General features: G+C 58.6%; 20 protein-coding genes. 7 read left to right on the top strand and 13 right to left on the bottom strand.

Annotation, left to right across the window (positions count from 1 at the left end; all coding sequences use genetic code 11):
• Positions 1-5: 5 nt before the first annotated feature.
• Positions 6-617, bottom strand: coding sequence for a cytochrome-c oxidase, cbb3-type subunit II (gene ccoO / locus ACI5GA_RS24845; protein ID WP_404633067.1), 612 nt, complete (start codon positions 615-617; stop codon positions 6-8).
• Entirely contained in the window at positions 617-2,059 is a 1,443-nt protein-coding gene (ccoN, locus tag ACI5GA_RS24850; protein WP_404633069.1) for a cytochrome-c oxidase, cbb3-type subunit I, read from the bottom strand. Before ccoN ends, ccoO begins: the two co-directional genes overlap by 1 nt.
• 1,036 nt (positions 2,060-3,095) lie before the next feature.
• Between ccoN and ACI5GA_RS24855 the strand changes: the two genes are divergently transcribed.
• A complete protein-coding gene (locus tag ACI5GA_RS24855; protein ID WP_404633071.1) occupies positions 3,096-3,785 on the top strand; it encodes an alpha/beta family hydrolase in 690 nt (229 codons plus the stop codon).
• Here the strand turns inward: ACI5GA_RS24855 and ACI5GA_RS24860 are convergent.
• The 3 genes from ACI5GA_RS24860 to ACI5GA_RS24870 all read right to left on the bottom strand — a co-directional run bounded on the left by ACI5GA_RS24860 (position 3,741) and on the right by ACI5GA_RS24870 (position 8,203).
• Complete coding sequence (locus ACI5GA_RS24860; protein ID WP_421424674.1) at positions 3,741-4,256, bottom strand: hypothetical protein; 516 nt, start codon at positions 4,254-4,256, stop codon at positions 3,741-3,743. The genes ACI5GA_RS24855 and ACI5GA_RS24860 overlap by 45 nt on opposite strands.
• 114 nt (positions 4,257-4,370) lie before the next feature.
• Complete coding sequence (locus ACI5GA_RS24865; RefSeq protein WP_421424675.1) at positions 4,371-6,275, bottom strand: Ig-like domain-containing protein; 1,905 nt, start codon at positions 6,273-6,275, stop codon at positions 4,371-4,373.
• 65 nt (positions 6,276-6,340) lie between these two features.
• Entirely contained in the window at positions 6,341-8,203 is a 1,863-nt protein-coding gene (locus ACI5GA_RS24870) for a hypothetical protein (protein WP_421424677.1), read from the bottom strand.
• Between the two features lie 489 nt (positions 8,204-8,692).
• Here ACI5GA_RS24870 and ACI5GA_RS24875 point away from each other — a divergent pair, with 489 nt between their 5' ends.
• The gene (locus ACI5GA_RS24875; protein ID WP_421425534.1) at positions 8,693-10,855 is read left to right on the top strand and encodes an autotransporter outer membrane beta-barrel domain-containing protein; all 2,163 of its coding nucleotides are present in this window, start codon (positions 8,693-8,695) and stop codon (positions 10,853-10,855) included.
• A 122-nt stretch (positions 10,856-10,977) separates the two neighbouring features.
• On the opposite strand, the gene ACI5GA_RS24880 is transcribed toward ACI5GA_RS24875, so the two are convergent.
• From ACI5GA_RS24880 to acnA, 5 genes are all read right to left on the bottom strand, one after another.
• Entirely contained in the window at positions 10,978-11,544 is a 567-nt protein-coding gene (locus ACI5GA_RS24880; RefSeq protein ID WP_421424679.1) for a hypothetical protein, read from the bottom strand.
• Positions 11,545-12,046: 502 nt separating this feature from the next.
• The gene (locus tag ACI5GA_RS24885; protein ID WP_421424681.1) at positions 12,047-12,715 is read right to left on the bottom strand and encodes a hypothetical protein; all 669 of its coding nucleotides are present in this window, start codon (positions 12,713-12,715) and stop codon (positions 12,047-12,049) included.
• Positions 12,716-12,990: 275 nt separating this feature from the next.
• Entirely contained in the window at positions 12,991-14,556 is a 1,566-nt protein-coding gene (locus ACI5GA_RS24890; protein ID WP_404633087.1) for a methyl-accepting chemotaxis protein, read from the bottom strand.
• Positions 14,557-14,660: 104 nt separating this feature from the next.
• Positions 14,661-15,452, bottom strand: coding sequence for a CPBP family intramembrane glutamic endopeptidase (locus ACI5GA_RS24895; protein ID WP_421424683.1), 792 nt, complete (start codon positions 15,450-15,452; stop codon positions 14,661-14,663).
• A 437-nt stretch (positions 15,453-15,889) separates the two neighbouring features.
• Positions 15,890-18,631, bottom strand: a complete 2,742-nt coding sequence (acnA, locus tag ACI5GA_RS24900; RefSeq protein WP_421424684.1) for an aconitate hydratase AcnA — start codon at positions 18,629-18,631, stop codon at positions 15,890-15,892.
• 239 nt (positions 18,632-18,870) lie between these two features.
• Here acnA and rlmM point away from each other — a divergent pair, with 239 nt between their 5' ends.
• The 4 genes from rlmM (at position 18,871) to ACI5GA_RS24920 (ending at position 23,184) form a co-directional block, all read left to right on the top strand.
• Positions 18,871-19,938, top strand: coding sequence for a 23S rRNA (cytidine(2498)-2'-O)-methyltransferase RlmM (gene rlmM, locus ACI5GA_RS24905; protein WP_421424685.1), 1,068 nt, complete (start codon positions 18,871-18,873; stop codon positions 19,936-19,938).
• A 222-nt stretch (positions 19,939-20,160) separates the two neighbouring features.
• Complete coding sequence (locus tag ACI5GA_RS24910; RefSeq protein WP_421424687.1) at positions 20,161-20,724, top strand: helix-turn-helix domain-containing protein; 564 nt, start codon at positions 20,161-20,163, stop codon at positions 20,722-20,724.
• A gap of 354 nt (positions 20,725-21,078) precedes the next feature.
• The gene (locus ACI5GA_RS24915) at positions 21,079-22,491 is read left to right on the top strand and encodes an FAD/NAD(P)-binding protein (RefSeq protein WP_421424688.1); all 1,413 of its coding nucleotides are present in this window, start codon (positions 21,079-21,081) and stop codon (positions 22,489-22,491) included.
• Between the two features lie 204 nt (positions 22,492-22,695).
• The gene (locus tag ACI5GA_RS24920; RefSeq protein ID WP_404633099.1) at positions 22,696-23,184 is read left to right on the top strand and encodes a hypothetical protein; all 489 of its coding nucleotides are present in this window, start codon (positions 22,696-22,698) and stop codon (positions 23,182-23,184) included.
• On the opposite strand, the gene soxR is transcribed toward ACI5GA_RS24920, so the two are convergent.
• Positions 23,175-23,636 carry a redox-sensitive transcriptional activator SoxR gene (soxR, locus tag ACI5GA_RS24925; protein ID WP_404633101.1) on the bottom strand — a complete coding sequence of 154 codons (462 nt, stop codon included), beginning with the start codon at positions 23,634-23,636 and terminating at the stop codon, positions 23,175-23,177. The genes ACI5GA_RS24920 and soxR overlap by 10 nt on opposite strands.
• Before the next feature lie 188 nt (positions 23,637-23,824).
• Here soxR and ACI5GA_RS24930 point away from each other — a divergent pair, with 188 nt between their 5' ends.
• A complete protein-coding gene (locus ACI5GA_RS24930; RefSeq protein WP_404633102.1) occupies positions 23,825-24,160 on the top strand; it encodes an antibiotic biosynthesis monooxygenase in 336 nt (111 codons plus the stop codon).
• A gap of 13 nt (positions 24,161-24,173) precedes the next feature.
• Here the strand turns inward: ACI5GA_RS24930 and ACI5GA_RS24935 are convergent, their stop codons facing one another.
• Positions 24,174-25,277: a sigma-54 interaction domain-containing protein gene (locus ACI5GA_RS24935; protein WP_421425535.1), complete on the bottom strand. Its 1,104-nt coding sequence runs from the start codon at positions 25,275-25,277 to the stop codon at positions 24,174-24,176.
• A 130-nt stretch (positions 25,278-25,407) separates the two neighbouring features.
• Positions 25,408-26,544, bottom strand: a complete 1,137-nt coding sequence (ssuD, locus tag ACI5GA_RS24940) for an FMNH2-dependent alkanesulfonate monooxygenase (protein ID WP_404633104.1) — start codon at positions 26,542-26,544, stop codon at positions 25,408-25,410.
• Between the last annotated feature and the right edge of the window lie 224 nt (positions 26,545-26,768).

Raw genomic sequence — 26,768 nt, forward strand, 5'->3', positions numbered from 1 at the left:
GGCGATCACCGTTTGCTTTTGATGAGGGTGCCCAGGCCCTGCAAGTAGGCCACGAGCGCGTCCATTTCAGTCTTGCCCTTGACGGCGTCTGCCGCCCCGGCGATATCGGCGTCGGTGTACGGCACGCCAAGGCTGCGCAGGACTTCCAGTTTTCGACCGGTCAGCTTGCCGTCGAGCTTGTTTTCCACCAGGAACGGGTAGGCGGGCATGATCGACTCCGGCACCACGTTGCGCGGGTTGTACAGGTGCGCGCGGTGCCAGTCATCGGAGTAGCGGCCGCCAACGCGAGCCAGGTCCGGCCCTGTACGCTTGGAGCCCCACAGGAAGGGGTGATCCCAGACGCTTTCGCCCGCCACCGAATAGTGGCCGTAGCGTTCGGTTTCAGCGCGGAACGGCCGGATCATCTGCGAATGGCAGCCCACGCAGCCGTTGGCGATGAACACATCACGACCTTCGACTTCCAGCGCTGAACGCGGCTTCATGCCTTCGATGGGCTGGGTGGTGACATCCTGAAAGAACAGCGGAACGATTTGCGTCAGGCCACCCACGGCCACGGCAATCACCATGAAGATCGACAGCAGGCCGATGTTCTTTTCGAGCATTTCGTGCTTGATCATCAGTGCGCTCCCACGACAGCGATCTGGGCGGCTTCTTCCGCTTCTTCAGCATTCGCGGCACGCACGGTGCGGAACACGTTATAGGCCATGAACAGCATGCCGCTGGCGAAGAAAGCACCGCCCAGGGCGCGCACGATGTAGCCTGGATGGCTGGCTTGCAGCGCTTCGACGAAGGAGTAGGTGAGCGTGCCGTCGTCGTTGATCGCGCGCCACATCAGGCCCTGGGTGATGCCGTTGACCCACATCGAGGCGATGTACAGCACGGTGCCGATGGTCGCCAGCCAGAAGTGCGCGTTGATCAGGCCGATGCTGTGCATCTGTGGGCGGCCATACAGGCGCGGGATCATGTGGTACACCGCGCCGATGGAAATCATCGCCACCCAGCCCAGCGCGCCTGCGTGAACATGGCCGATGGTCCAGTCGGTGTAGTGCGAGAGCGAGTTGACGGTCTTGATCGCCATCATCGGCCCTTCGAAGGTGGACATGCCGTAGAAGGCCAGTGACACCACCAGGAAGCGCAGAATCGGGTCGGTACGCAATTTATGCCAGGCGCCGGAAAGGGTCATCATGCCGTTGATCATGCCGCCCCAGCTCGGCGCCAGCAGGATGATCGACATCACCATGCCCAGCGATTGTGCCCAATCGGGCAGGGCGGTGTAGTGCAAATGGTGCGGGCCTGCCCAGATATAAAGGGTGATCAGCGCCCAGAAGTGCACGATGGAAAGACGATAAGAGTAAATCGGGCGCTCGGCCTGTTTCGGCACGAAGTAATACATCATTCCAAGAAAGCCCGTGGTCAGGAAAAAGCCTACGGCGTTGTGCCCGTACCACCACTGAATCATCGCGTCCGTGGCGCCCGAGTAGGCCGAGTAGGACTTGAACAGGCTCACCGGCAGCGACATGTGGTTGACGATGTGCAGCATCGCGGTGACCACGATGAAGGCGCCGTAGAACCAGTTGCCGACGTAGATGTGCTTGGTCTTGCGCTTGACGATGGTGCCGAAGAACACCGCCGCGTAAGTGATCCAGACGATGGCCAGCAGAATCGCGATCGGCCATTCCAGTTCGGCGTATTCCTTGGTGGTGGTGTAGCCCATCGGCAGGGTGACGATGGCGCCGATGATCACCGCTTGCCAGCCCCAGAAATGAAAGGCCGCCATGCCATCGGAAATAAGCCGCGTCTGGCAGGTGCGCTGAACCACGTAATAGGAGGTGCCGAACAGGGCGCAGCCCCCGAAGGCGAAGATCACAAGGTTGGTGTGCAGGGGACGCAGGCGTCCGAAGGTGGTCCACGGGAGACCGAAATTCAGGTCGGGCCAGACGAGCTGCGAGGCGATGAAAACGCCGAGCCCCATGCCGAGAATCCCCCAGACCACCGTCATGATGGCGAACTGGCGGACCACCTTATAGTTATAAGCAGTCGGACTGATTGCTGTGCTCATTATCAGGTTCCACGGTTCGGAATTTTATTAGAGTGGTAACGGCCGCAACATCGAATAAAGCGTAGACCTTTTGGCGCGCCTGAGCGTGGATCGGGGTCAACGGTCGAGTGCTGCGAATTCCGGCAGAAGCCTGCGCGAAGGCGCGCCGAGGCCGTCTGCCCAAGTGGGCCGAAAGGTACGGGGGAACAGGTCGGTGAGGCAGCGCGCGTGAGTTCGAGAAATTGGATACAACCCTGCGGGTGACGACAGGGCTGCGCTGTCGGTCTGCAAGAGGGCTGACGGGGTCGTGCACAATCCTGTCACTGAGCCTGTGGCCAGCTATTGCCGGACCACTGTGTGGCTTAGCTTAGACGCGTTTCATCTTGGATGGAAGCCGTAATTCAGAGATCTGCGACACTTCGTCACGTCATGCGTGCGGCTGCCGCGTCCCGTTGCAGGACGCGGCGTTCACGCACCTTCGATGGCCACTGAAACGTTTCTCTGCCCGCATTCCTTGCTCGTCTGCAGAGCATTTTCACATCGAAGTTGTATACAAAAGCCGTCGACAATTGCACTTTTTAACTGCCCAAATAGTTGGCCCGAGCTGGCAGATATGGCAGGTGATCGTCGCGGTTGATCGACCCGCACCGGACAAAAAAGCAGACCGACGATGAAACCGCCCGGTTGTGTGCGGGTTGGGGCGCTCATGGCGTTGGTGTTTGATGGCCGAAGTGTTATGGCAGGGTAGATAGCCCAAGCTGAACCGGGGCTGTCTCGACGGAGTGTCTTCATGTTCGGTCGTCGAAGCGCTGCCGGGACCGGCTGCCCACCAGTCACCCATTCATCACTGATCCACCGCTTTCGCCAGCAAGCCGGCTCCCACACTGATCTGTCTCGGGCCATGAACTCAGGACCGGCGCCGATTCTGTGGGAGCCGGCTTGCTGGCGAAGGGGATACTGCAGACGGCAACGTGCCAACTGACACACCCTTTGTCAGTTCCCACAAAAAAAACGACCCCGGCATAATGGCGGCCATTCAGTCCAGAACGAGGCACCCATGGGCAACGACAAAACCCAGAGCATTGACGCTGATTCCATTGCACAACTGGCACGCACCCACGGCTGGTTATGGAACGCCCCGGCGTCTGTCGGGCAGGCTTGGCCCAGTACATTGATTCTTGCCCACGGCGCTGGAGCACCCATGGACAGCGAGTTCATGAACGACATCGCCCAACGCATCGCCGCAATGGGCGTGGGTGTGCTGCGGTTTGAATTCCCGTACATGGCTCAGCGCCGTACGGGCGGAGGCAAACGCCCTCCAAACCCTCAGCCACAACTGCTCGAATGCTGGCGCGATGTCTACGCAGCGGTGCGACCCATCATCGAGGGCCGTCTGGCCATCGGCGGCAAGTCCATGGGGGGGCGCATGGCCAGCCTGATCGCCGACGAGTTGAGCGTCGATGGGCTGATCTGCCTGGGTTACCCGTTCTACGCCGTGGGCAAACCGGAAAAGCCTCGCGTTGTCCACCTGACCGATCTTCGAACCCCCACGTTGATCATTCAGGGCGAGCGCGATGCACTGGGCAATCGCGAGGCGGTCGAGGGTTACACGCTGTCCTCGCCAATCGACATTCACTGGTTGCCCACCGCCAACCATGACCTCAAGCCATTGAAGTCGGCGGGCCTGAGCTACGCTGCCTGTCTACAAGAGTCGGCCGAGCGTATCACCCGATTTCTGGCAAGTTGAAGCCGGTTTTTCAGGGCGACACAGGACGTCGAATTCGCCACACGACACTGCGAACCCCACAGCCGGAATCGCGAACTCGAACGAACCCCGCAATCGGCCTTTTGCGCCGTTGCATTCAAGCAGGCTCAGCGAACCTTCCTGGAAGTCTTGCGAGTGATAGACCTGCGCGGACTGCTTGGGCGTGAGGTGATAGATCACCGTCAGGCGATCATCCCGCACCAGGTCGTAAGTCCCCGGTTCCAGCGACGGGTCGAGAAACAGACCGAACACCGTACGCCGGTAGGCGACTTTACCCACGGCATGAATTTTCCAGATCTTGCGGTTACGCGCCCCTTCAAGCTCCGTTTGCAAACACGACAGCGCGTCCACTGTCTGGGGCAGGAAGGGTTTGCCGTTGACCAGCGCCTGAAAACGATCCGGCAAGGCAGAGTGGCACAGGGTCAAGGGCGAGGGGGAGGTTGGCTTTTCCATCGTTTTTCTTCTTTATCAAGGTTCAGACGGGTCCACGCCGATCGAAGACGGTAGCGGTGTGCAGCGTCTTCGACAGGTGTATCAGTCAGGTGCTGACAGACAGAGAGGCTTGTTTCAACGAATCGCGACGCCCAGGCTGGCGTTGTGGTGCAGCAACATGAAGTCTTTGCCGGTGTTGAGGTTCTTCACGTAATACCACTTGGCGCCAAACACGTTCTTGGCCACAGTGGATGACCAGTAATTGCCATTGCCCATTGGCCAGCGATTGCCGTAGGTGTTGTAGATTTCGATCAACTCGTGAATGGTCGGTACGCGGCTGTTGGCTTGTGCTGCGGCTGCCGAAACCTGTGCCAGGTTGCCAGAGCCCACGCCCACGCAATGGATGACCCCGCTGACTGCCACGGTGTAGCCCTTGTTCTCGCCCGACGCATCGGTGACCGTGATGGTGGTCGAGCCGTTGCCGCGAACAGACGTCAACCCGTCCTTATCCACCACCGCCACCGCCGGGTTGCTGCTGGTGTAGGTATAGGGCGGGCGGCCCCCGCTCGGGGTGCGCTTGACCGTCGTACCGTTTGGAAACGTCGGAAGCACATCAGGCTTGCCCGGAATCAGGTACACCTTGCCCGCCAGGGCTACGGGCGAGGTGTCCAGTTTCATCTCCTCGCGGACTGTCAGGTCCAGACGATGAGACTCCGTTTCAGCTCCGTTGCGACTGACCAGATACGACACCTTCGCCGTACCGCCCTCGGCGTCCACGATGTAGGATTTTGGAATGCTGAACTTCAGGTGCGTGCTGTCACCGACCGTCTGGGCTGGGCCATTGAATGTGGTCTTACCCACCCAGCGCACCCTTACCACATCCGTCGGCACCATACCGCGATAGCTCGCACGGGCGATCGCCTCCGGACCGGTGATCAGTGAAGGCCGCAGCACCCCGTCCGGCCCGACGGTATCCACCGTCGGCGCAGGCAGGTCCAGCGCCGCACTCAGAATCTTCACCGTCACCGTGTCAGAATCCTGCACCACGCCGCTGCGCCGCGTGACGCTGTACGACACCTCGACGGTCTGTCCATCGTTGACCGACACCAGCGCACTGGCGAACACCAGCGAAACCGACTGCTCCGCCTGACTCGCGCTCACCACAAGTTCCTTCGTGTCAGCGCCTTTCGGTCCATTCCAGCGCACCACTACTTTCTCGCCTTCGCGCAGATGCGCCGTGGCATCGATCACCACCGTGGCGCCTTGCGTGGCGTTGGCCGGGTCGAGGATGCCGTTTTGGGCTTCTTTCAGGGTGGGGGTGGGGAGGGGCTGCAAAACAGAAAGCTGCAGGTCCACCGAAACGGCTTCGGAGTGCATCGAGAGATTGCCCGCTAGATCAGTGACCGTGTAGTAGACGTCCGAACGCTCTCCGTCTGCCTGCTCCAGAAATTCCCGAGTAAAATCAGCCATGACGCGATTCAACCCCATGTCATTGGCAGTCACCGTCAGCATTGGTCCTTCCAGCCCGCCCCAATATGTCCGAATGACATCGCCAACGGTCATTCCGCTGTAGCTGGCAATTCGGCCGGGTAGAATGTTGTTCATCGATTCCAGCTCAGCCGAGGTCAAACCGTTCTGGACCTCGACAGGGAAGCCGATGGCGGCGAGTTCGGGAGTGCCGGGGGCGGTTCGGTCAATTAAAAGTTGTGTAGGTTCGGAAAAGTTCTCGGAGTCACCGAGAGGGCTATAAACACGGTATGCAACCGCATGGGTGCCCTCATTGAGCAACTCAACCGGAATATCGACGTGCAGTGGAGTGCCGGGCGTATCTGTTTCCAGAATCGTCTTCTCAGGCATGATGCGTACACCGTTGAAAACAAGCTGATATGTATAACCAGCTTCTGCTGCCTGCCAAACTGGAAAGACGACTTTTACAGGCATATCCACATATTCAATGGGTAGAAGGCCATTATCAAGTGTGGCTGGGATTGTAGGGAGAGCGAGTGGGATAGGTGCAGCTACAGATTTAGTATCTTGCATGATGAAACCCTTTCAAAGAGCAGGTAGGCGTAAACTCAATTACGTCTACTTGCATTTTATGAGTATTAGATTGAGCAAACAGCTTCACTAGACTGGCGCATTTCGACACCCACACGGGTGGTTTTCGAAGTCACGGAGCTTTGGTTACTCCCTGGAGCGGGTTCAACTCGGATGTAGGCTTCACAGAAGCCGCGACAGATAGTGCGCAAAATGTTGTAGGGCACTTTGAATCCGTAGCCTTTTACGACGTCTTGATCATCCAAAATACGGGAGTCCAGGAATGTGGCCGCCTCGATAGGGATATTATTTCGGTCGAAACCTTTGAAGGTGAAGAACAATTTTTGACCTTGTGCGATATTGACGTAAGGTGAAACTACTCCGGTCGTACCATCAGGCGCCACGCTTTGGGAAATATAGCCAGCGGGGTTGAGTTTGAATGTAGGCCCTTCAATGCCGTCGGTGCCGCCAGGTAAGTCCTCCTTTGATCTTACGGTGATGTTCTGGGTGAGGGAGTTGGCCAGGTTAGGGTTGCCTACTCGCGCAATTGAATAACGGACAGGGATTTCCGATCCTGTTCCCTGCGCTTTGATAATTGCGTTGGCGACCGGGATGGTCAGATCTCTCGCCGCTGTAACATCGCTGGGGTTGATCTGATACCATTGACGCTGTTGTTGATCTCCCCAATACAAGTGAATATCGTCGTTGGTTTGAAAGGCACTGTTCCATTTGATGATTACTCGCCCGTTCAGTTCGTAGTCATCCTCGTCGATGAAGTTATCATCCACGTTTGGATTTCCCAAACTGGTGCCCTGAATGATGGGCGGTAGTATTGGTTCTGGAACAGGTAAGGTAGCGTGGACCTCCACAGAAGTCGAAAGCGATGATCCTGCCGGGCGGTTTAGACGCGTGACATTGTAGGTAATTGCAATAGTGCCAATTGGATTCAGGGCAATGATTTCAAAAGGCACTCGCAGAGAGAGCACGATCTCTTCATTTTCATCTCCTGGTAGCAGTTGTACCGGAAGCATTTGTAATCCTGCTCCCCATGACAGCGTGATCTGGTCATATGCAGCAGCACCGGGATAATGGGGGATATTCACCTGTACACCTGGTTTTGCCTCAATGTAGTCAATTAGATCACCCAGTGTTGGATCCACTACAGGCGCTGGGTAATTGGCAGGGAGTTCTTCAAGCAACAACAGGACATCGACGGTAACTGACTCATCAGATACGTTCCCTGCACGGTCGGTAGCCGTGAATCTTACCGGGTGAGTACCAGGCGTGATGGATTGCAAAAAGTCTTTAGAGAACACGAGAGTGACTTTATTCAGTCCCATATCACTTTCAGTCACGACCGCTGAGGGGCCTTCGATGTCCCCCCAATAAGTCTTGATCAGGTCGTGTTTGGCCATGCCCGTATAGCCGGGAACCGTAGTCTCCAACTGGCCGCCCAACGCATCCAGTTCTGCGGCGGTAAGCCCGTCTTGCACTTCCGGAGGAAAAAGGATGCCAGCCAGAACAGGCTTGCCGGGTGCGGTAGTATCGATGATCACCGGAAAAATATCAGAAAAGTTTTCTGAGTCAGAAAAAGGGCTATACGTACGATATTGCAGTGCGTGAACCCCTTGCGTCATTAGCTCAACGGGGATTTCAAGCGTGAGTGGGTCGCCAGGCTTTTCTGTAGAAGTAATAAGCTTTTCCACTCCATGTCGTTGAGTGTCCCATACGAGTTGATAGGTGTAATCTTCTTCCGCGGCTTCCCAAACTTTTAAGTCTACGGTGAGCGGTGCAGAAAGTTCTGAAATTGGGATGAGGCCTAAGCTGTCAGTGTCGTGGAACGCGACCGCTATATCGGGTGCGGCCAGTTGAATTGGATCTAGTTTTGCGCGGTTTTTAATAATTTCCGGCGCTTGATTCAAAATTTTCATGCGTTGTCCTTGATGTGATTTTTGATTGGTGTTGGGTGATCAGCCCATAGGTGGCTTCCTGCCAACTCGTAATTAAATTAATAGAGGTGTTTTTTGAGTGTCAACCCGTGGCAGTGGTACTGCGTGTAGGACGAAGTTCGGATTTGTAGGACGCCACATTTTGTTACGCCGACAAGCTCTGTCAGTTTTTACCTCGAGGTGCCTGTGGAAAAAGGGGCGGCCCCGATACGGAGTCAGGCGGGGATGGCAGATTTTTAGGAAATTTCCTACTTTTTAAAAAAAATTTTTTTTCTGTTTTTTTATCTTTTTTTGGCAGTTTGTCCCACGTTCACACTTCATGATTTAGGAACTTCAATGCCTGGAAGAAACGTTGCGACGAATCTCATGAACAAAAATACTCTTTTAGGGTTATCCGTAAGTATGTTTATCCCCCTTGCTTGGGGTGGGCAGTGCGTTTCGCTTGATACGCTGTCGACGTGTTCAGAAGGTATGCAGAGTCAGCAATACCCACTGGACGATAACCGCAGTGATTTTTTTGTAGAGGGTGGGGTACACGTGGTTGACGGAGAAAAGAACACGTACGTTTATCGAGTAACAAATCGAGGTACATTGAAGGTGGTCGGAGGTTCGGAAGTGAGCGGGGTCGATTTGCAAGATTCTGACGCTACGATCAACGCCAGTACGGTATACGGCCTTGTGCGGGTACTACGAGGAACTTCATATATTTCGAACTCAGTCATTGACAGTCGTGATGAATTGGGGCTTCGACTCGTAACGGATGTCACCAATCTAAATACTCTTTCGGTTGCGAACGTTTCAGATACGACGATATCGGGTGCTTCCTACGGGGCGTCTGTAGGCCCTACCGGAATATTGAGACTGACTAATTCGACGATTTTGGGAATGGGGATGTTGCCGTCTCTTCAAGACAATGGAGGATTGCGCATGACTGGAGGAACGGCGATCGTCAGTGACCGAAGCCGTATCATTGGTGAGCAGAAGGGCATTTTCATCGTGATGGGAGAAGCTGGCACGATGAATGTGTTAAAGCTGGACAATTCTTTTGTGTCAGGTGGCGTGGGGCCAGCTATAAAAGTCGATCAATTGAGCGGCGGTAAATGGGGAAACACCAAAGCCAAAATTTTTTTGACAGGAGGGTCTGTTCTTGAGTCTGGAAATGGTCGGCTTCTGGAAGTTCAGAACAAAAGTGAGGTGGACTTCAAGATCAACAACAGCCAGCTTAACGGCGAGCTTTTCGCGGATGACAGCAGCACCCTCAACGTCGAATTGCACAATCACGCTCGCTTGGATGGCAACATTGTCAACGGTAATGGGGTGGTCATCGATTCAAGCGGTCATTGGCAGTTGGCAGGAGACAACTCTGTAAGGTCGCTGGCCATCGATGGAGGCAGTGTGGGCTTTTCAGAAGACGGGAGTCACACCCTGACGCTAGGTCAACTTTCAGGCCGGGGACTGTTCGATATGCAAATCAACCTGACCGATGGTACAGCAGATTTGCTGAATGTTGCAGGGGACGCTTCGGGAAGATACGCGCTGAGAATACGCAATACAGGCCAAGAAGCGGTACCTGCCGAATTCGAGGCGTTACAGGTCGTCCACACCGAAGGCGGCAACGCAGTGTTCGAACTCGCGGGGTACAACAACCGCGTCGACCTCGGCGCCTACTCCTACGCACTGGAGCAACAAGGCACCGACTGGTTCATTGTCGGCTCCGGCAAGACGATCAGCCCGTCGACCCAGAGCGCGTTGGCCTTGTTCAACGTCGGGCCGACGATCTGGAACAGCGAGCTGACGACTTTGCGCAGTCGCATGGGGGAGATTCGCGGGCGTGAGGAGGGCGGTGGCTGGATGCGCAGTTATGGCAGCCGCTTTAACGCCTCGCTGGATGCGGGCGTGAGTTATCAGCAGAAGCAGCGCGGGTTGTCGTTCGGTGCCGATGCGCCGGTGCCGGTCAGTGACGGGCATCTGCTGGTGGGGGTGATGGGCGGTTACAGCACGTCTGATCTGGACATGGGACGCGGCTCCTCGGGTGAGGTGGACAGCTACTATCTGGGCGCCTATGGCACCTGGCTGTCGGACGACGGGTATTACCTGGATGGCGTGTTGAAAGTGAACCAGTTTCACAATCAGTCGAAGGTGGCGATGAGTGATGGCGCCAAGGCCAAGGGCGACTACAGCAACAAGGCCGTTGGCGGGTCGGTGGAGTTCGGCAAGCACATCAAGCTGTCGGATGACTACTTCGTGGAGCCGTTCGCGCAGGTGTCGAGTGTGTGGGTCGATGGCAACAGCTACACGCTGGACAACGGCCTGAAGGCGAAGAGCGACCAGACGCAGTCGGTGCTGGGCAAAGTCGGCGCGACCCTGGGGCGGCAGTTCGCGCTCAAGGACGGTGGCGTGGTTCAGCCCTATGTGCGTGTGGCGGCGGCCCATGAGTTCTCCCGTGGCAACGGTGTCAGCGTCAACGGCCAGCGTTTTGACAGTGATGTGTTCGGCTCCCGGGCAGAACTCGGGGCGGGTCTGTCAGTGTCGTTGTCCGAGCGCCTGCAGGTGCATGCCGACTTCGACTACATGAAGGGCGGGCACGTCGAGCAGCCGTGGGGAGCGAACCTGGGTGTACGTCTGGCGTTCTGATCGTGTGATCTGACGCTGTGTTGAAAAGCCCTGGCCAAGTAAGTTGGCCGGGGCTTTTCACTGCCTGTCATTCCACCCGATCAGAAAACCGGTATCACGATCGGACAGTGTCCGTTTTACGGTTACAGCCGACGTCGACGAATGGCTCGCCCGCGGTTGGACCATTTGGGCCGGGTTTTACTGCCGCGCACCATGATGATCAGGGTCTCGGAGACGCCCACCAGACGAGCGCGGCGTACCACTTCATAGCGCACCGCGATTTTGCCCGTCTCGTACTTGGCCAGACGGTCCAGGCAGACATACTGGGTCAGGCGCGGCCCGTCACGCTCTTCAGGCACAGTGAGGACCGTGCAGAAACAATTGGACCCCCAGCGCATTTTCAAATAATCCCCCGTCCAGATCCTGGCAGAGCGGGGCACGTTGACGTAAACCCCGGCGATGAGTTCCTCCTGGGTCAGAACGCCGGATTCATGCCCGTCGAGATAGGGCGCAGCCAGTGTCGGGTTCGCGGCCTTGAGCTCTTCGTCCAGATGCGCGGCGATGTCCAGAATGTTGCTCAGACCGGGCGAGTATTCGGCGGGAATCTGCTCGCGCGTCGAGCACGTGGTGCGACCGGCGTGGAATTCCTCATAATGCGGAACAGACCATTCCTTCTGGTCTGAATCGTCCTGTTCATGACTATTATCCATTACTTTATTTTCCGTTGATTCCGGAGGGCTTTCCGACTTGTTTTTCTGCGGATGAGCGGATGGCGGGATGTCCTTTTCGTCTTCCATGGAAGCTCCTGGGTCATAATGGGGGCGGTAATGTTTAAAGCGAGTTGAGCGGTGGCAGACCAAGTTGTAGGAATGGCCGTTCAAGTTGTATATGTTTGATTTGAAAATCCTGGCTGTCAATCATGACGCTTGCAAAGGTATGTGTGACGATTAGGAGGGAACTATTGCACTTGATGTTTTCGAGAATTTATGGCGTTCGGGTGTTTTGGGGCGTTTTTCCTTGAGGATTGTTCCGTGTTGGCGATGAAAAAAATATTTCAATAAAGAGCGATACCAAATTAATGTAGGAAAAAAGGAAATAAGCGCTGAAAATCAACAGCAAATAATTCGATATTTACAAAGTTTGGATCAGTCTCCCATGCATGTGCATGGGAGACTGTGGTTCAGACATTCAATTGAATGGCGTGTCGGACGATCACAATGCCAATGACATTACCAGTGACACAGATTGCATCGACTCATTGCCGGCACGGTCGGTCACGGTGTAGGACATGGAGACGTTGTCGGTGCCGAGGTCTTGCAGCGCCGCGCGATCAAAGATGATCTCGATGGGCTGCACGGTCAGTTCGTTCGGCTGGACGACATGACGCGGGCCGGGGACGCCGTTGCAGCGGGTCTGGATCGTGTCGCCAGCCTCCATGCCTGCGTAGCCTGGAAGCACGCCCAGGAGGTAATTGCCAAAAGTGGCGTCCGGGAAGATCATCGGAGCGAGGAGGCTGGCGCCGGGTGGGGTGCGGTCGACCTTGAGTGAAATCGGAGGAGAGAAGTCTTCTACGAGGGTATTAGGGCTGTAGGTTCGGTATTCCAGGCGGTACGTACCCTCATCGCGCAAATGTTCACTCATCAGGTTCAGTGTCAGGATGTCCCCCGGCTTGTCATTATCAGTAATAACGCGTTCGTCAGTAACGGAAACACCGTCCAGGTCCAGACGGACAGTGTATCCGGTCTCTGCGGCAGGCCAGACTTCCACCTCCACTGAAATAGGCGATTGCAGATCAGTTACCCTCAACAGTCCGTCTGAATAGGCCACTGGAACCACCGGACGCGCCAACGGAACGGGGACCTTGATATTCATATCATTCATACATTTCTCCATGAGACACAGTCCTTCACATCGGGTGAAAGCATCTGTGTCCGAGTGATCAGTTGATTAGATCAACGAAAACACCTGCGTGGTGTTATTTATTTATCGCTGTCTGAGACTCAACTAATAGTGATTGCGCTCTCCTGTCAATCCGACACTCCGCATAAAACGGCTAAAAAATACCGAATATAATAAACTTCAGAAACGTCCTACTTTTTTCGGTAATAAAAAACCCCGACAGTTTCCGGTCGGGGCTTTTGGGTGAATAGTGTGCGTCAGCGATTAAACCGTTCCACCAGCGAGTACTGGCTGTGGGCCGTGTTGGTGAGTTCGGCGCTGAGGCTGGCAGAGCGGCGGGCTTCGTCGGATGTCTGGTCGGCCAGTTGGGCGATGGTGCTGATGTTGCGGCTGACCTCCTCGGCGACCGAGCTTTGCTCTTCGGTGGCGGCGGCGATTTGTGTGGTCATGTCGGTAATGTTGGCCACAGCATCGCTGATGCCCACCAACGCCTTGTCGGCTTCCATGACTTGTTCAACGCCTTCCTCGGCCTGACGGCGGCCGGTTTCCATGGTCTGCACGGCGTTGTTGGCGGTGCTTTGCAGTTTGGCGATGAGCGAGTGAATCTGCCCGGTGGATTCGGTGGTGCGCTGTGCCAGTTGGCGCACTTCGTCGGCCACGACGGCAAAACCACGGCCCATCTCGCCTGCGCGAGCGGCCTCGATGGCGGCGTTGAGGGCCAGCAGGTTGGTCTGGTCGGCGATGCCTTTGATCACGTCCACCACGCCGCCAATCTCATCGCTGTCCTTGGCCAGTTGGGTGACGGTCAGGCCGGTTTCACCCACCGAGGCGGACAGGCGCTGAATGGCTTCACGGGTTTCGCTGGCGATGTCACGGCCACGGCGGGTCAGTTCGTTGGCCTGTTGCGTGGCATCGGCAGTGCGTTGCACGTGGCTGGCGACTTCCTGTGTGGTCGAGGCCATCTGGTTGATGGCGGTGGCGACCTGCTCGGTTTCCACCCGCTGGCGTTCCAGACCGCTGGAGCTGGCTTGTGCCAGGCTGTCGGACTGCTGCGCTTGTGCATTCAGATGTTCGGCGGTGTCCTGCAGACGGGTGAGGCAGGTTTTCAGGCGCGCTTCCTGGCTGAGAATCGACATTTCCAGACGCGCCTGGGCGCCACGGCTGTCGGTGTACATTTGGGCGATCAGCGGATCGGACGTGGTCTGTTCGGCCAGGCGCAGCAGGCGTTTGATGCCCCGCTGCTGCCAGCTCAGGCCGAGCAAGCCCAGCGGCACGGACAAAGCCGCCGCCAGCGCAAAGCCCCAGTAGGAGTTCAGCCACACGCCAATCAGGAAACTCAACTGGCTGACGAGGATGAACGGTAGCCAGTCCTGCAGCACCGGCAGCCATTTGTCGCGGTTCGGCACGGCGGACTTGCCGCTATTCAGGCGCTGATACAGCGCTTCGGCGCGACGGACCTGTTCAGCGGTGGGTTTGATCCGCACCGATTCGAAACCGACGACCTGCTGTTTGTCGAAGATCGGCGTGACGTAGGCGTTGACCCAGTAATGATCGCCGTTCTTGCAACGGTTCTTGACGATGCCCATCCACGGCAAGCCCTGCTTGAGCGTGCTCCACATGTGTTCGAACACGGCGGACGGAACATCCGGGTGGCGCACGGTGTTATGGGGCGCCTTGAGGAGTTCATCGTGGGAGAAACCACTGATTTCGACAAAGGCGTCGTTGCAGTAGGTGATCACGCCGCGCGCATCGGTGGTCGAGATCAACCGTTGCTGCGCCGGGAAGGTCCGTTCGCGTTGGGTGATGGGCTGGTTATTACGCATAAGCTGTTCAATCCGGGAAGGCTTTGAGGGGGTATCGGCGCGCTGGCCGCAAAATTAAGCATTTTGTGAACTGGATCATGGGACGCTTTGCCGCAGATCAATGCTCAGCGGTCGAACATCGGGTAAGTGAACAGGCTGAAATGCACGAAATTGAGTCCGAAGTGGGTCGCTACGGCGGCCGGGAGTCCACCGAAGCGCCAGGCGATGCCATAGCCGATACCCGCCAGGCCTGCCAACGCCATCCACTGCCACCCCCCGCCGAGATGGGCCAGACCGAACAGAAACGAAGCGATGAACAGGGCGAGCGTCTGGTGATGGGGCACGCGCTGGAGCAGGCGTGTGAGCCCGCCTTGCAGGTAGCCGCGAAACAGCAGTTCTTCGGTCAGCGCGACCAGTAGCAGATTGTTGAGCGCCCAGATTCCGGTTTGCTCAGGCCATTTCGGCGCCCAGGCCACCAGGCCGAGGGTGACCGCTGTAGCAAGGCACACCGCCGTGGTCGAGGGAAGGGTCAGGCTGGCGGTGAGCAGTGATCGGCGCAGCGCCACGGCGGTGAATACCCAGGGACACGCCAGCACGATCCAGACGCCGATCAGCGGCTTGTCGAGGTTCAGGTACATTGAAAACGGTGCTGCTTCAGGGGTGAAGCGCACGGCACTGATGGCTCGGGCACTGAAAAAACCCGGCAACCAGTGGCTGGCGAGCCCGACCCCCAAGGCGATAAACAGTGCATGACCCAGAACGTGTATCGCTCGGTGTCGGAAGTGGCTGACGCAGATGCCGGCCATGATCAACAGGCCGAAGGTGATCACCACCGGAAGGCTCAATTGCCCGTATGACAGTGCGATGCAGTAACCGAATGCGAGCAGTGCCAAGGTGGCCCAGCGTAACGCCGACATGATGTCGTCCCTGTATGTCGGAAGAAGTCGGCGATTTTAACGTCGATTAAACGGATGCGCATGTCGGATCGGGATGAAAGTGTTCCGAAGATGGCGTTGGGATTTCGCAGACTGGTGTAGGGAATTTCTGAAGCATGGCGGCGCGAAGTTCTCGATGCGCTGGAGCCAAGATTCTGCCCGAAGTGCGTAGGAGTCCAGCCTGTTGACGATCTGCCGCGAGGCGACAGTAAACTCAACCAACCGGTATGCCAGACAGACTGTGCACACCGGTTTTACGACTGCTGCGCAGCCGATCGCGAGCAAGCTTCACTCCTACAGGAAACCGTGCAGGCCCCGGCATTTGGGCCGGGCAGGTCCCTTGTTGGGGCGAATTCATTCGCGATGCGGTGGCACAGGTGATGGAACGGTATTTCCCACGGGGGGGCGTTGGCGTCACCTCACGAAGCAATCAACTGCCGCAGCACGTAATGCAGAATCCCCCCGGCCTTGAAGTATTCCACTTCATTGAGGGTATCGATTCGGCACAACACCTCGACGTTTTCCTGCTGGCCGTTTTCCCGGGTGATCTGCAAGGTCAGGTTCATGCCCGGTTGCAAGGTTGCGCCGGTCAGGCCGGTGATGTTCAGCACTTCCTTGCCCGTCAGCGCCAGTGTCTTGCGGCTCTGGCCATTCTTGAACTGCAACGGCAACACACCCATGCCCACCAGATTGGAGCGGTGAATCCGCTCGAAGCTCTCGGCGATGACGGCTTTGACGCCCAGTAGGTTGGTGCCTTTTGCCGCCCAGTCACGGCTGGAACCTGTGCCATATTCCTGCCCGGCGATGATCACCAGCGGCGTGCCTTCCTGTTGATAGCGCATGGCCGCATCGTAGATCGGCAATTTTTCGTCACTTGGGACGTGCAGTGTGTAGCCGCCTTCTTCATTGCCCAGCATTTCGTTACGAATACGAATATTGGCGAAGGTGCCGCGCATCATGACTTCGTGGTTGCCGCGCCGTGAGCCATAGGAGTTGAAATCCTTCGGCTCCACGCCTTTGCTTCGCAGGTAACGGCCTGCGGGGCTGTCTGCTTTGATGTTGCCCGCCGGGGAAATGTGGTCAGTGGTCACCGAATCCCCCAGAATCGCCAGTACACGCGCCTTCTGTACATCGGCGATCACCGGCAGCGGGCCTGCCACATCGTCGAAGAACGGCGGGTGCTGAATGTAGGTCGAATCTTCCTGCCAGACGTAGGTGGCAGCCTGCGGCACTTCAATTGCCTGCCATTGCTCGTCTCCGGCAAAGACTTCGGCGTACTCCTTATGGAACATGCCGGTGCTGACTTTCAATACGGCCTCGGCGATTTCCTGCTGCGTTGGCCAGATGTCACGCAGGTAAACCGGCTGGCCATCCTTGCCTTCACCCAGCGGCTCGCGGCTCAGATCGACGCGCACGCTTCCCGCCAGCGCGTAAGCCACGACCAGAGGAGGGGAGGCCAGCCAGTTGGTTTTCACCAGCGGGTGCACCCGGCCTTCGAAGTTGCGGTTGCCTGAGAGCACCGAGGCGACGGTCAGGTCCGATTGCTGAATGGCCTTTTCGATGGGGTCGCGCAGCGGGCCTGAGTTACCGATGCATGTCGTGCAGCCGTAACCCACCAGATCGAAGCCGAGCGTGTCGAGGTATTCGGTCAGCCCCGCCGCCTTATAGTAGTCGGTGACGACTTTGGAGCCGGGGGCCAGCGAGCTCTTCACCCACGGTTTGCGTTGCAGGCCCTTTTCCACGGCTTTTTTCGCCAGCAATCCCGCCGCCATCATCACACTTGGGTTGGAGGTGTTGGTGCACGAGGTGATCGCGGCAATCACCACCGCGCCGTTTTTCAGGCGATAGCGATTGCCTTCGTATTCATACTCGGCCTCGCCGATCTGATCGGCGTTGCCCACGGCGACACCGCCGCCGCCTTCGCTTTCCAGACGGCCTTCTTCCTGTTTGCTCGGTTTGAGCGCCAAGCCTAGAAAATCGCTGAATGCCTGCGAGACATCGGGCAATGCCACGCGGTCCTGGGGGCGTTTGGGACCAGCAAGGCTGGCGACCACCGAACCCATGTCCAGCTCCAGTGCGTCGGTGAATACCGGCTCCTGACCGGGCAGACGCCACAGCCCTTGCGCCTTGGAATAGGCCTCGACCAGTTTCACGGTGTCATCCGGGCGCCCTGACAGGCGCAGGTAGTCGAGGGTCACATCATCCACGGGGAAGAAGCCGCAGGTCGCGCCGTATTCCGGGGCCATGTTGGCGATGGTGGCGCGGTCGGCCAGTGGCAGGTCGGCCAGCCCATCACCATAGAACTCGACGAATTTACCCACCACGCCTTTCTTGCGCAGCATTTGCGTGACCGTCAGCACCAGGTCGGTGGCGGTGATGCCTTCTTTCAGTTTGCCGGTGAGCTTGAAGCCGATCACCTCGGGAATCAGCATCGACACGGGCTGGCCGAGCATCGCCGCTTCGGCCTCGATCCCGCCAACGCCCCAGCCCAATACACCAAGACCATTGATCATGGTGGTGTGGGAGTCGGTGCCGACCAGCGTGTCCGGGAAGGCGTAGGTACGGCCGTCTTCTTCTTTGGTCCACACCGTGCGGCCCAGGTATTCGAGGTTGACCTGGTGACAGATGCCGGTGCCCGGCGGCACCACGCTGAAATTGTCGAACGCACTCTGGCCCCAGCGCAGGAAGGCGTAGCGCTCGCCGTTGCGTTCCATTTCGATGTCGACGTTTTCGCTGAAGGCCTGCTGATCGCCGAATTTGTCCACCATCACCGAGTGGTCGATCACCAAATCCACGGGAGACAGCGGATTGATGCGCTGTGGATCGCCACCGGCCTTGGCCACGGCAGCGCGCATGGCGGCGAGGTCGACCACCGCAGGCACGCCAGTGAAGTCCTGCATCAGCACCCGGGCAGGGCGGTATTGAATTTCGCGGTCGGATTTGCGTTCGCTGAGCCAGGCGGCCAGGGAGTGAAAGTCTTCAGCGGTGACAGTCTGGTTGTCTTCCCAGCGCAGCAGGTTTTCCAGCAGCACTTTCAGGGACATGGGCAGTTTGTCCAGATCGCCCAGTGTCTTGGCCGCTTCGGGCAGGCTGAAGTAATGGTAGGTCTTGTGGCTGACGTCGAGTGTCTTGAGGCTTTTCAGGCTATCGAGGGAGGGCATGAACTAACTCCTTGACGAGTCCGCACGGTAGGGACGGACGTATCATACAAAACGGTAAGACGGTCGGTTTAAGCCCTCTGAATGGCGGCTTTTAAACGGTCATTGAATAGTACTGGACCTGTGGCCTGCGCCAGTGGTTCCTGATTCCGCTATCATGCGCGGCTTTCGTGTCGTTGAGATTTATCCTCAAGTATAGGTCGCGTCGGCAAAATGCCTGGTACGCCATGGAGACCACCCCCGTGAACACCCTTTTCATGCATTGCCGCCCCGGTTTTGAAGGCGAAGTCTGCTCGGAAATCAGCGAGCACGCCGCGATCCTCGGCGTGTCCGGCTATGCCCGTGCCAAGCCGGACACGGCCTGCGCGGAGTTTGTCTGCACCGAGCCGGACGGCGCTGAGCGCCTGATGAATGGCGTGCGCTTTACTGATTTGATTTTCCCTCGGCAGTGGGCGCGGGGCGTGTTCGTCGCGCTGCCGGAAACTGACCGCATCAGCGTGATTCTCGACCACATGGCCGGTTTTGCCACCTGCGGCAGCCTGTGGCTGGAAGTGGTCGACACCAACGACGGCAAAGAGCTGTCGACGTTCTGCCGCAAGTTCGAAGGCCCGTTGCGCAAGGCGCTGGAAAAGGCCGGCAAGTTGGTGGACAACCCGAGCCTGCCGCGTTTGCTACTGACCTTCCGAAGCGGCCGTGAGGTGTTTCTGGGCCTGGCCGATGCGGACAATTCGGCGATGTGGCCGATGGGCATTCCGCGTCTGAAATTCCCACGGGAGGCGCCGAGCCGTTCGACATTGAAACTGGAGGAGGCTTGGCATCACTTCATCCCTCGGGACCAGTGGGCAGAGCGACTGTCGGATGACATGACCGGCGTCGACCTGGGCGCAGCGCCGGGCGGCTGGACGTATCAACTGGTCAAGCGCGGCATGCTGGTGACCGCCATCGACAATGGGCCCATGGCCGAAAGCCTGATGGACACCGGGCTGGTTCAGCATTTGATGGCCGATGGTTTTACCTACAAGCCGCGCCAGACCGTGGACTGGATGGTGTGCGACATCGTTGAAAAGCCTGCGCGTAGCGCCGCGTTGCTGGAAACCTGGCTGGGCGAGGGACTGTGCCGCGAAGCGGTGGTCAACCTCAAGCTGCCGATGAAACAGCGTTACGCCGAAGTGCGGCGCTTGCTGGGCCGTATTGAAGAAGGGTTCAAGGCGCGGGGCGTGAAAGTGTCGATTGGCTGCAAGCAGCTGTACCACGACCGCGAAGAAGTGACGTGCCACCTGCGGCGGCTGGATTTGAAACGCAAGGGTTGAGAGAACTGATGTTCGAGCGCAATCGTTGTGGGAGCCGCCTTGGTGGCGAAGCGGTGCGCACATCAACATCGATATCGCTGAATCGACGCTTTTCGCCACCAAGGCGGCTCCCACAGGATTTTGCGGTGACCTGTAAATCATTGATTCACGTTGTGTTTGATGAGCGTCGCGTCTGGCCATAGCACCAGCAAAATCATTCACCCCCCTTTCAGGAGCGAACCCATGCACAAGGATCCGTCTACCCGCGCATCGGTGCTGCAACACGTCAGCCTCAATGTTCGGCGTCTGCGCCATGCAGCGGACCTGAGCCAGACGGCGCTCGCCGAGAAATCGGGGGTCAGTCGGCGCATGCTGGTGGCCATCGAAGCCGGGGAGCGGAACGTCAGCCTCGCGACCCTGGATCGCGTGGCTGAGGCACTGGACGTCGTGTTCAGCGATCTGATTCAGGCGCCAGACGATCGTGATCCCAGCAGCATCAATGAGGTGGCCTGGGCGGGCACGCAGCCGGGGAGCAAGGCGGTCTTGCTGGCCAAGGCCACGGCTCGTCACGGGGTTGAACTCTGGGAGTTCAGCCTGGCACCCGGAGAAACCTACACCTCGGAAGCGGATCCCGAGGGCTGGAGCGAGCAGGTCTACGTGATCGAGGGCTGTCTAAGTGTTGCCTTGCCCGATGAGACCCGGCGTGTCGTGGCGGGGGAGTTTTTCATGTTCGCGGGCGACCAGCCTCATGCCTATCGCAATGACGGCGAGGTGGCGTTGCGGTTTGTCAGGAATGTGGTGTCCTGAAGGGCAATCCTGTAACACCATGGCCTACCCTATTACCGGCGGTCGAACGCATTTTTGTGGGAGCCGGCTTGCTGGCGAAAGCGGTGGGTCAATTCAAGGGGAGTTGACTGGCAGATCGCATTCGCCAGCAAGCCGGCTCCCACAGGTAGATGCGGTGTTCCAAATGTTGCGCCAGCGACACCCCATCAACACTTTGCCCGCTTTGCACCCAGTAATCCCGGCCTGAATCCGGCATGTCCCGTGCCCTGCATCCTTCGTACCGAGACGGGGCGACCAACGTCCTGTTTGAATCCACCCGCACGCTCTCCATAATCAGACGTGCGCGCCACTGTGGCGAAGAGAAGGCGAAGAACAATGACCTCAGAGAACAATCGACCGGACGCCGACATCCTGATTGTCGGCGGCGGCCTCAGCGGCACGCTGCTGGCGGTGCAGTTGCTGCGCCTGCCGGGGCAGCGGCGAATCGTGATCGTCGAGCCGAGACCTGAACTCGGACGTGGCGAGGCCTACAGCGCCACCGAACTGGGGCACACCCTTAATGGCAACGCCGCGCGCATGGGCGTCGAGCCGGATGATCCCGAAGACCTGACCCGCTGGCTGGGCGAATTCATCACGGCAGGGGGCTGGCCAGAGTCCGATGAGCAGCATGTGCCGGTTGCCGAACTGTTTCCGCCGCGGGGCATTTTCGGGCTGTACGTTCAACAGCGTCTGGCGCAGGCCCGGACGTTGGGGGAGACATACGGTTCGACGGTTGAGCACGTGCGTAGCGAGGCCACGGATATGCAGGCCGATGACACAGGTGTGCGCATCACGTTGGCCGACGGCCGGGGGCTGAGTGGGTACTTCGGCGTATTGGCGACCGGTATGTTCGCCGCCGCACGGACCCCGCAACGCGACGCCAGCGCCCTCAACGCCGCGGCGGTAGACCCGTGGGACGTCGACGCCATGCGTCAGCTGGATCCGCAAGGTCGTGTACTGATCATCGGTTCCGGGCTGACGATGGTTGACGCCGTAGTCTCGCTGGAGCGGGCCGGGCATCGTGGTCCCATCGACGTATTCTCGCGCCATGGCCTGCTGCCTCATGTACGCCGCCAGCCACCGGCCTGGCCGGATTTTCTCGGCGCTGATCATAGCGTGCGCAGCACTCGGCAACTGGTTCGCGCGCTTCGGGAACAATGCGAGCAGGCCATCGCTCAGGGGATCGATTGGCAGGCGCCGCTGGACACGGTTCGGGTGCATATTCCGCGTTTGTGGAGTCAGGCGACGGACCGTCAACGGCGTCAGTTCGTACGCCACGTGCGGCCTTGGTGGGAAAGCCATCACCACCGCTCGCCACCGCCAAGCGCGAAACTGCTGGAGCGGTTGGTTGAAGAGGGGCGTTTGAAGATTCATGCCGCGTCGTTGCAGAACGTGTACGACAAAGCCGCAGGGCAGGTGCGCATCAGCGTTCGCTACCGGGGCGAGGATCAGCCGACTGAGGTCAGTGGCGCAGCCTTGATCAACTCCACCGGTATTCAGTACGACTGGCGACGCGTGGACAAAGCGCTGCCCAAGCAGTTGCTGGCGCGTGGGTTGATTCAGCCGGGGCCACTGGCGTTGGGTATTGCGGCCGATGCGGGCGGCGCAGTGCTGGATGCGCAAGGGCAGGTGTCGTCGCGGCTGTTCGCGATGGGGCCACCGCTGCGCGGGATGTGGTGGGAAAGCACGGCCGTCACTGATGTAGCGTTGCAGGCCAAGGCGTTGGCGGCGCGATTGGCTGCGAGGTGAACGCCTACAGCCTCTGCCCGAAGGGCGTAGGGGCAAGCCCCGCTCCTACAAAGGAAATCGACATGCTGCGGAATTGTGTCGATCACGACACAATTTCACGCCATCACCCTAAAGGACTGTCCGAAAGCGCCGAAAAGCCCCTTGACGACCCCCTGAATCCCCATGGACGCACGGGTCATTCACGGACTTCAGAGGCGTTTTTTCATGTTGAGCCTGAACTTCAGCAATCCCGGTGATACCACACCCGTGCTTCAATTGAGTGTCACCAGGGCATCGCAGGCAACAAAGGACAGCAACGCACTGCCCACGGCCGCCGAACAGCTGCGCCAGAGCGTCGAAGTGTTGTTGTCGCCGGAGGCGCAAAAAGCGGCGAAAAGCGGCAAGAAGGACGCCGATATCGATGCGACTGACCTGCCAGACCGAATCAAGGATCAATTGAAGATGATTCGCTCGATTCAGGAGCGCATCGCCAAGCGTATGAAAGACATGCAGGCCTTCATGAGCGACCGTTCGCTGTCGCCCAGGGTTCGTGAAAACAAGATGCGTCAGTTGCAGTTGGAGATTTCAGCCATGACCAACGCGCTGATTCAGGCCACCAACCAGTTGAATCAGGCCATGCAGCAGATGCAACTATCACTGGAGGATCGAGCGTTGGCGGGGACGCTGGTCAGTCCGCAGAACCTTCAGTCCTGATCCAGCAGACGAGGCCCGCTGCCGTCGTCGCCCAGGCTGTCGCCCCAGTTGCGCAGCGGGCAGGCCTCCATGGACAGGCAGCCACAGCCGATGCAGCCGTTGAGCTGATCACGTAACGCGGTGAGACGGTTGATGCGGTCGTCCAGGTCGGTTTTCCAGCGTGCGGACAGTCGGTTCCAGTCGTCCAGAGTAGGGGCACGGTCTTGTGGCAGGGTGTCCAGCGCGTCTTGAATGGTCGCCAGCGGGATGCCCAGACGCTGCGCGGTCTTGATCAGGGCGACCCGGCGCAGCACATCGCGAGGATAGCGGCGCTGGTTGCCTGCGTTGCGCTGGCTGCTGATCAGTCCCTTGGATTCATAGAAACGCAGCGCGGTGATTGCCACGCCGCTGCGGGCGGACAGTTGGCCGATGGTCAGTTCCCGAGCCAGGTGCGTGGCGTCTGTAGTGCGCATGGAAAGCCCTGAATCCTGCAACGAAAGAGAAATGAGGCTTGACCTCTAGTTAAGTGGAGGTTTTACCCTTCGCAGCCTTGGTCCGCAACAGGCCCGGATTGTTTCAATACGGCGCAAGAAACGTAGTTCCTGGCGATCAGGGATGCAGCATGCTGTTCAGCGACTTTCGTCATCTGTGGAGAGCGTTCATGACGTCACAAGACTCAACCCTTCCATTCAGCCAGTTCGTCGAGTTCGTGGTTGACCCGCGCCATCAGGCGGGTCTGGTGGCTGCCCTCAACGAGCGTTTCGAAAACTTTACCCGGACCTACCCCGGTTTCATTCGCGCCAGCGTGCAGGTCAGCGAAGACCGCCAGCGTGTCCTCAGCCACGTGTTGTGGCAGTCGAAAGCCGAATGCGAAGCGGCGGTGGCCAATGCCGAGCAGGGGGAGGGGGATTTCTGGGGACTGATTCGCGCGTATCAGACCAAGGCGATGACCTTTAACGCGTATGAGTGGGTGAGTGAAATCGTCGGGCCGCGGTGAGCGCAGCCCTTTTTCAAACCGAAACCTGCACCATCCGGTCCCCTTGAAGCTGCTCACCGGGGCGGCGTTTGTTCACGGCCAGTTCGCCGATCTTGATCAGGCGCGCGCGGATCACGTTGCGGCTCAGGCCCAACAATTGTGCCGTGTGCACCTGGTTGTAATGACTGAAACGATAGGCCGCCCGCAACAGCGCGTCTTCGACCTTTTCATGCAGCGCACCGGCCTGTTCTTCGAATAGGTTCTGGAACGCACGGGCCAGCAGCGCATCGGTGGAGTCATCGACGACAGAGGCAGATTCTTCCTGCCGCTCCAGACGCAGGTTCGACAGGCGCAGGTCGCTGGCTTGAATCAACCCGTTGCGGCAAATCAGCAGGGTGTGATGAATAACGTTTTCCAGCTCGCGAATGTTGCCTGGCCAACTGTAGGACCGAAGCTTGTACTCGGCCTCGCTGCTGATCTGGATTGGCCCGCAGCCCAGACGCTGGCTGTAGATATCGATGAAATGCCGGGTCAGCGGCAGGATATCGCCGGGACGCTCGCGCAGGGTGTGGAGTTCGAGGTTCACCACGTTCAGCCGATAGAACAAATCCTCGCGGAAATGCCCGGCGTTGATGGCGCGCTCCAGATGAACGTTGGTCGCGGCCAGCACGCGCACGTTGATCGGCGTGCTTTTGCGCGAGCCCAGGCGCACGACTTCACGCTCCTGCAACACGCGCAGCAGTTTGACCTGAATGGCCATCGGCAGGTCGCCGATTTCGTCGAGGAACAGCGTGCCGCCATTGGCTTCTTCGAACCAGCCAGCCTTGGCCGTCAGGGCGCCGGTAAAAGCGCCTTTTTCATGGCCGAACAGTTCGGCCTCGACCAGGGATTCAGAGAACGCGCCGCAGTTCACCGCCACGAACGGCTGGTGACGACGGGCGCTCAGGTTATGGATGTGGCGGGCGACCAATTCTTTGCCGGTGCCGGTTTCGCCAATGATCAACACGCTGGCATCACTGGGTGCGACCTGCTGCACGTGGGCCAGCAGGGCCTGGGATTTGGGGTCCTCGAACACTTGCGCGGTGGCGCGGATCGAAGTGGCCAGTGCGGGCGAGGGCGGTAGGGTCAGTAGCTGCATGGGGATCACTTGTGGTTGAAACGGGACGCTGGCGGTCATGCTTGAGGACTCCTTGTCGCGGCGATCGTACGGGCAACGACGGTGATCGTTCCCACGCAGAGCGTGGGAACGATCACGGCTGTGACGGCTTCTATTTCTGCGGCGGCAAATCGTTGGCAATCATCTCGCCGAACGGTCCGGTCAAATTGGTGATGCCGCGACCGGCCAGGCTGCGATACGGCTCCGGCAGCAGCGGGAACACCAGTTCGGCGAAGCGATAGGCCTCTTCCAGATGCGGGTAGCCGGAGAAAATGAAACTCTCGATGCCCAGGTCGGCGTACTCCTTGATCCGCGCAGCGACTTCTTGCGGATTACCCACCAGTGCCGTGCCCGCGCCGCCACGGACCAGGCCGACACCGGCCCACAGGTTCGGGGCGATTTCCAGGTTGTCGCGACGACCGTCATGCAGCGCAGCCATGCGGCGCTGGCCTTCAGAGTCGAAGCGGGCGAAGGATTTCTGTGCCGCTGCGATGGTTTCGTCGCTGATGTGCTCGATCAGGGTGTCCGCCGCTTTCCACGCCTCTTCGCTGGTCTCGCGCACGATGACGTGCAGGCGAATACCGAACTTCACGGTGCGGCCATTGCGGGCAGCGCGTTCGCGGATGTCAGCGAGCTTTTCGGCGACAGCGGCCGGTGGCTCGCCCCAGGTCAGGTACACGTCCACCTGCTCGGCGGCGAGTTCGTGGGCGGCCTGTGAAGAGCCACCAAAATATAGCGGCGGGTAAGGCTTCTGGATCGGTGGGTACAGGGCCTTGGCGTTTTGCACCTTCAAGTGTTTGCCTTCGAAATCCACCGCTTCGCCTTGCAGCACGCGGCGCCAGATTTTCAGGAACTCGTCGGTGACTTCATAGCGCTCACTGTGGTCCAGGAAACTGCCATCACCCCGGTTTTCGTCAGGGTCGCCGCCGGTCACGACGTTGATCAGCAGACGCCCGCCGGACAGGCGATCCAGCGTCGCAGCCATACGCGCCGAGACGGTGGGCGAGATGATGCCCGGACGAATCGCCACCAGATAACGCAGGCGCTCGGTCAATGGCACCAGCGCCGAGGCGATGACCCAGGAATCTTCGCAGGAACGGCCGGTAGGGATCAGCACGCCGTGGTAACCCAGATCATCGGCGGCCTGCGCCACTTGCTTCAGGTAGTTGAGCGTGACCGGGCGTGCGCCCTTGGTGGTGCCCAGAAAATGGCCGTCGCCGTGAGTCGGGAGAAACCAGAAAACATCCATGAGAAATCCTTCGCGCTGAAGCAGTGGCTTTTGGAATAAGTGGGGCTATTTATAGAGGGTGTGAGTTATTCCGTAAAAGAACCTAATTCCATATTTTTATAGCGTTTGGAGATATATCGATGTTTACGTTTTGAAACGCCCGGGTTGGCGGGATGTTATTGTTGTCCGCGATTCGGACTGTGGGAGCCGCCTGGGTGGCGAATGCGGTATGCCGGAAACGTCAA

This window comes from Pseudomonas sp. Pseu.R1, from assembly GCF_045764065.1.
Lineage (GTDB): Bacteria > Pseudomonadota > Gammaproteobacteria > Pseudomonadales > Pseudomonadaceae > Aquipseudomonas.

What these genes read in the sequence shown, in the direction of transcription:
- ACI5GA_RS24910 (WP_421424687.1), top strand. Translation starts at nt 20,161, where the DNA reads ATGCACAAGGATCCGTCTACCCGCGCATCGGTGCTGCAACACGTCAGC.
- ACI5GA_RS24885 (WP_421424681.1), bottom strand. Translation starts at nt 12,715, where the DNA reads ATGAATGATATGAATATCAAGGTCCCCGTTCCGTTGGCGCGTCCGGTG.
- ssuD (WP_404633104.1), bottom strand. Translation starts at nt 26,544, where the DNA reads ATGGATGTTTTCTGGTTTCTCCCGACTCACGGCGACGGCCATTTTCTG.
- ACI5GA_RS24860 (WP_421424674.1), bottom strand. Translation starts at nt 4,256, where the DNA reads ATGGAAAAGCCAACCTCCCCCTCGCCCTTGACCCTGTGCCACTCTGCC.
- ACI5GA_RS24870 (WP_421424677.1), bottom strand. Translation starts at nt 8,203, where the DNA reads ATGAAAATTTTGAATCAAGCGCCGGAAATTATTAAAAACCGCGCAAAA.
- ccoO (WP_404633067.1), bottom strand. Translation starts at nt 617, where the DNA reads ATGATCAAGCACGAAATGCTCGAAAAGAACATCGGCCTGCTGTCGATC.
- ACI5GA_RS24935 (WP_421425535.1), bottom strand. Translation starts at nt 25,277, where the DNA reads ATGCAGCTACTGACCCTACCGCCCTCGCCCGCACTGGCCACTTCGATC.
- ACI5GA_RS24920 (WP_404633099.1), top strand. Translation starts at nt 22,696, where the DNA reads ATGTTGAGCCTGAACTTCAGCAATCCCGGTGATACCACACCCGTGCTT.
- ACI5GA_RS24930 (WP_404633102.1), top strand. Translation starts at nt 23,825, where the DNA reads ATGACGTCACAAGACTCAACCCTTCCATTCAGCCAGTTCGTCGAGTTC.
- ACI5GA_RS24855 (WP_404633071.1), top strand. Translation starts at nt 3,096, where the DNA reads ATGGGCAACGACAAAACCCAGAGCATTGACGCTGATTCCATTGCACAA.
- ACI5GA_RS24915 (WP_421424688.1), top strand. Translation starts at nt 21,079, where the DNA reads ATGACCTCAGAGAACAATCGACCGGACGCCGACATCCTGATTGTCGGC.
- ACI5GA_RS24880 (WP_421424679.1), bottom strand. Translation starts at nt 11,544, where the DNA reads ATGGATAATAGTCATGAACAGGACGATTCAGACCAGAAGGAATGGTCT.
- ACI5GA_RS24865 (WP_421424675.1), bottom strand. Translation starts at nt 6,275, where the DNA reads ATGCAAGATACTAAATCTGTAGCTGCACCTATCCCACTCGCTCTCCCT.
- ACI5GA_RS24890 (WP_404633087.1), bottom strand. Translation starts at nt 14,556, where the DNA reads ATGCGTAATAACCAGCCCATCACCCAACGCGAACGGACCTTCCCGGCG.
- ACI5GA_RS24895 (WP_421424683.1), bottom strand. Translation starts at nt 15,452, where the DNA reads ATGTCGGCGTTACGCTGGGCCACCTTGGCACTGCTCGCATTCGGTTAC.
- ACI5GA_RS24875 (WP_421425534.1), top strand. Translation starts at nt 8,693, where the DNA reads ATGCAGAGTCAGCAATACCCACTGGACGATAACCGCAGTGATTTTTTT.
- soxR (WP_404633101.1), bottom strand. Translation starts at nt 23,636, where the DNA reads ATGCGCACTACAGACGCCACGCACCTGGCTCGGGAACTGACCATCGGC.
- acnA (WP_421424684.1), bottom strand. Translation starts at nt 18,631, where the DNA reads ATGCCCTCCCTCGATAGCCTGAAAAGCCTCAAGACACTCGACGTCAGC.
- ccoN (WP_404633069.1), bottom strand. Translation starts at nt 2,059, where the DNA reads ATGAGCACAGCAATCAGTCCGACTGCTTATAACTATAAGGTGGTCCGC.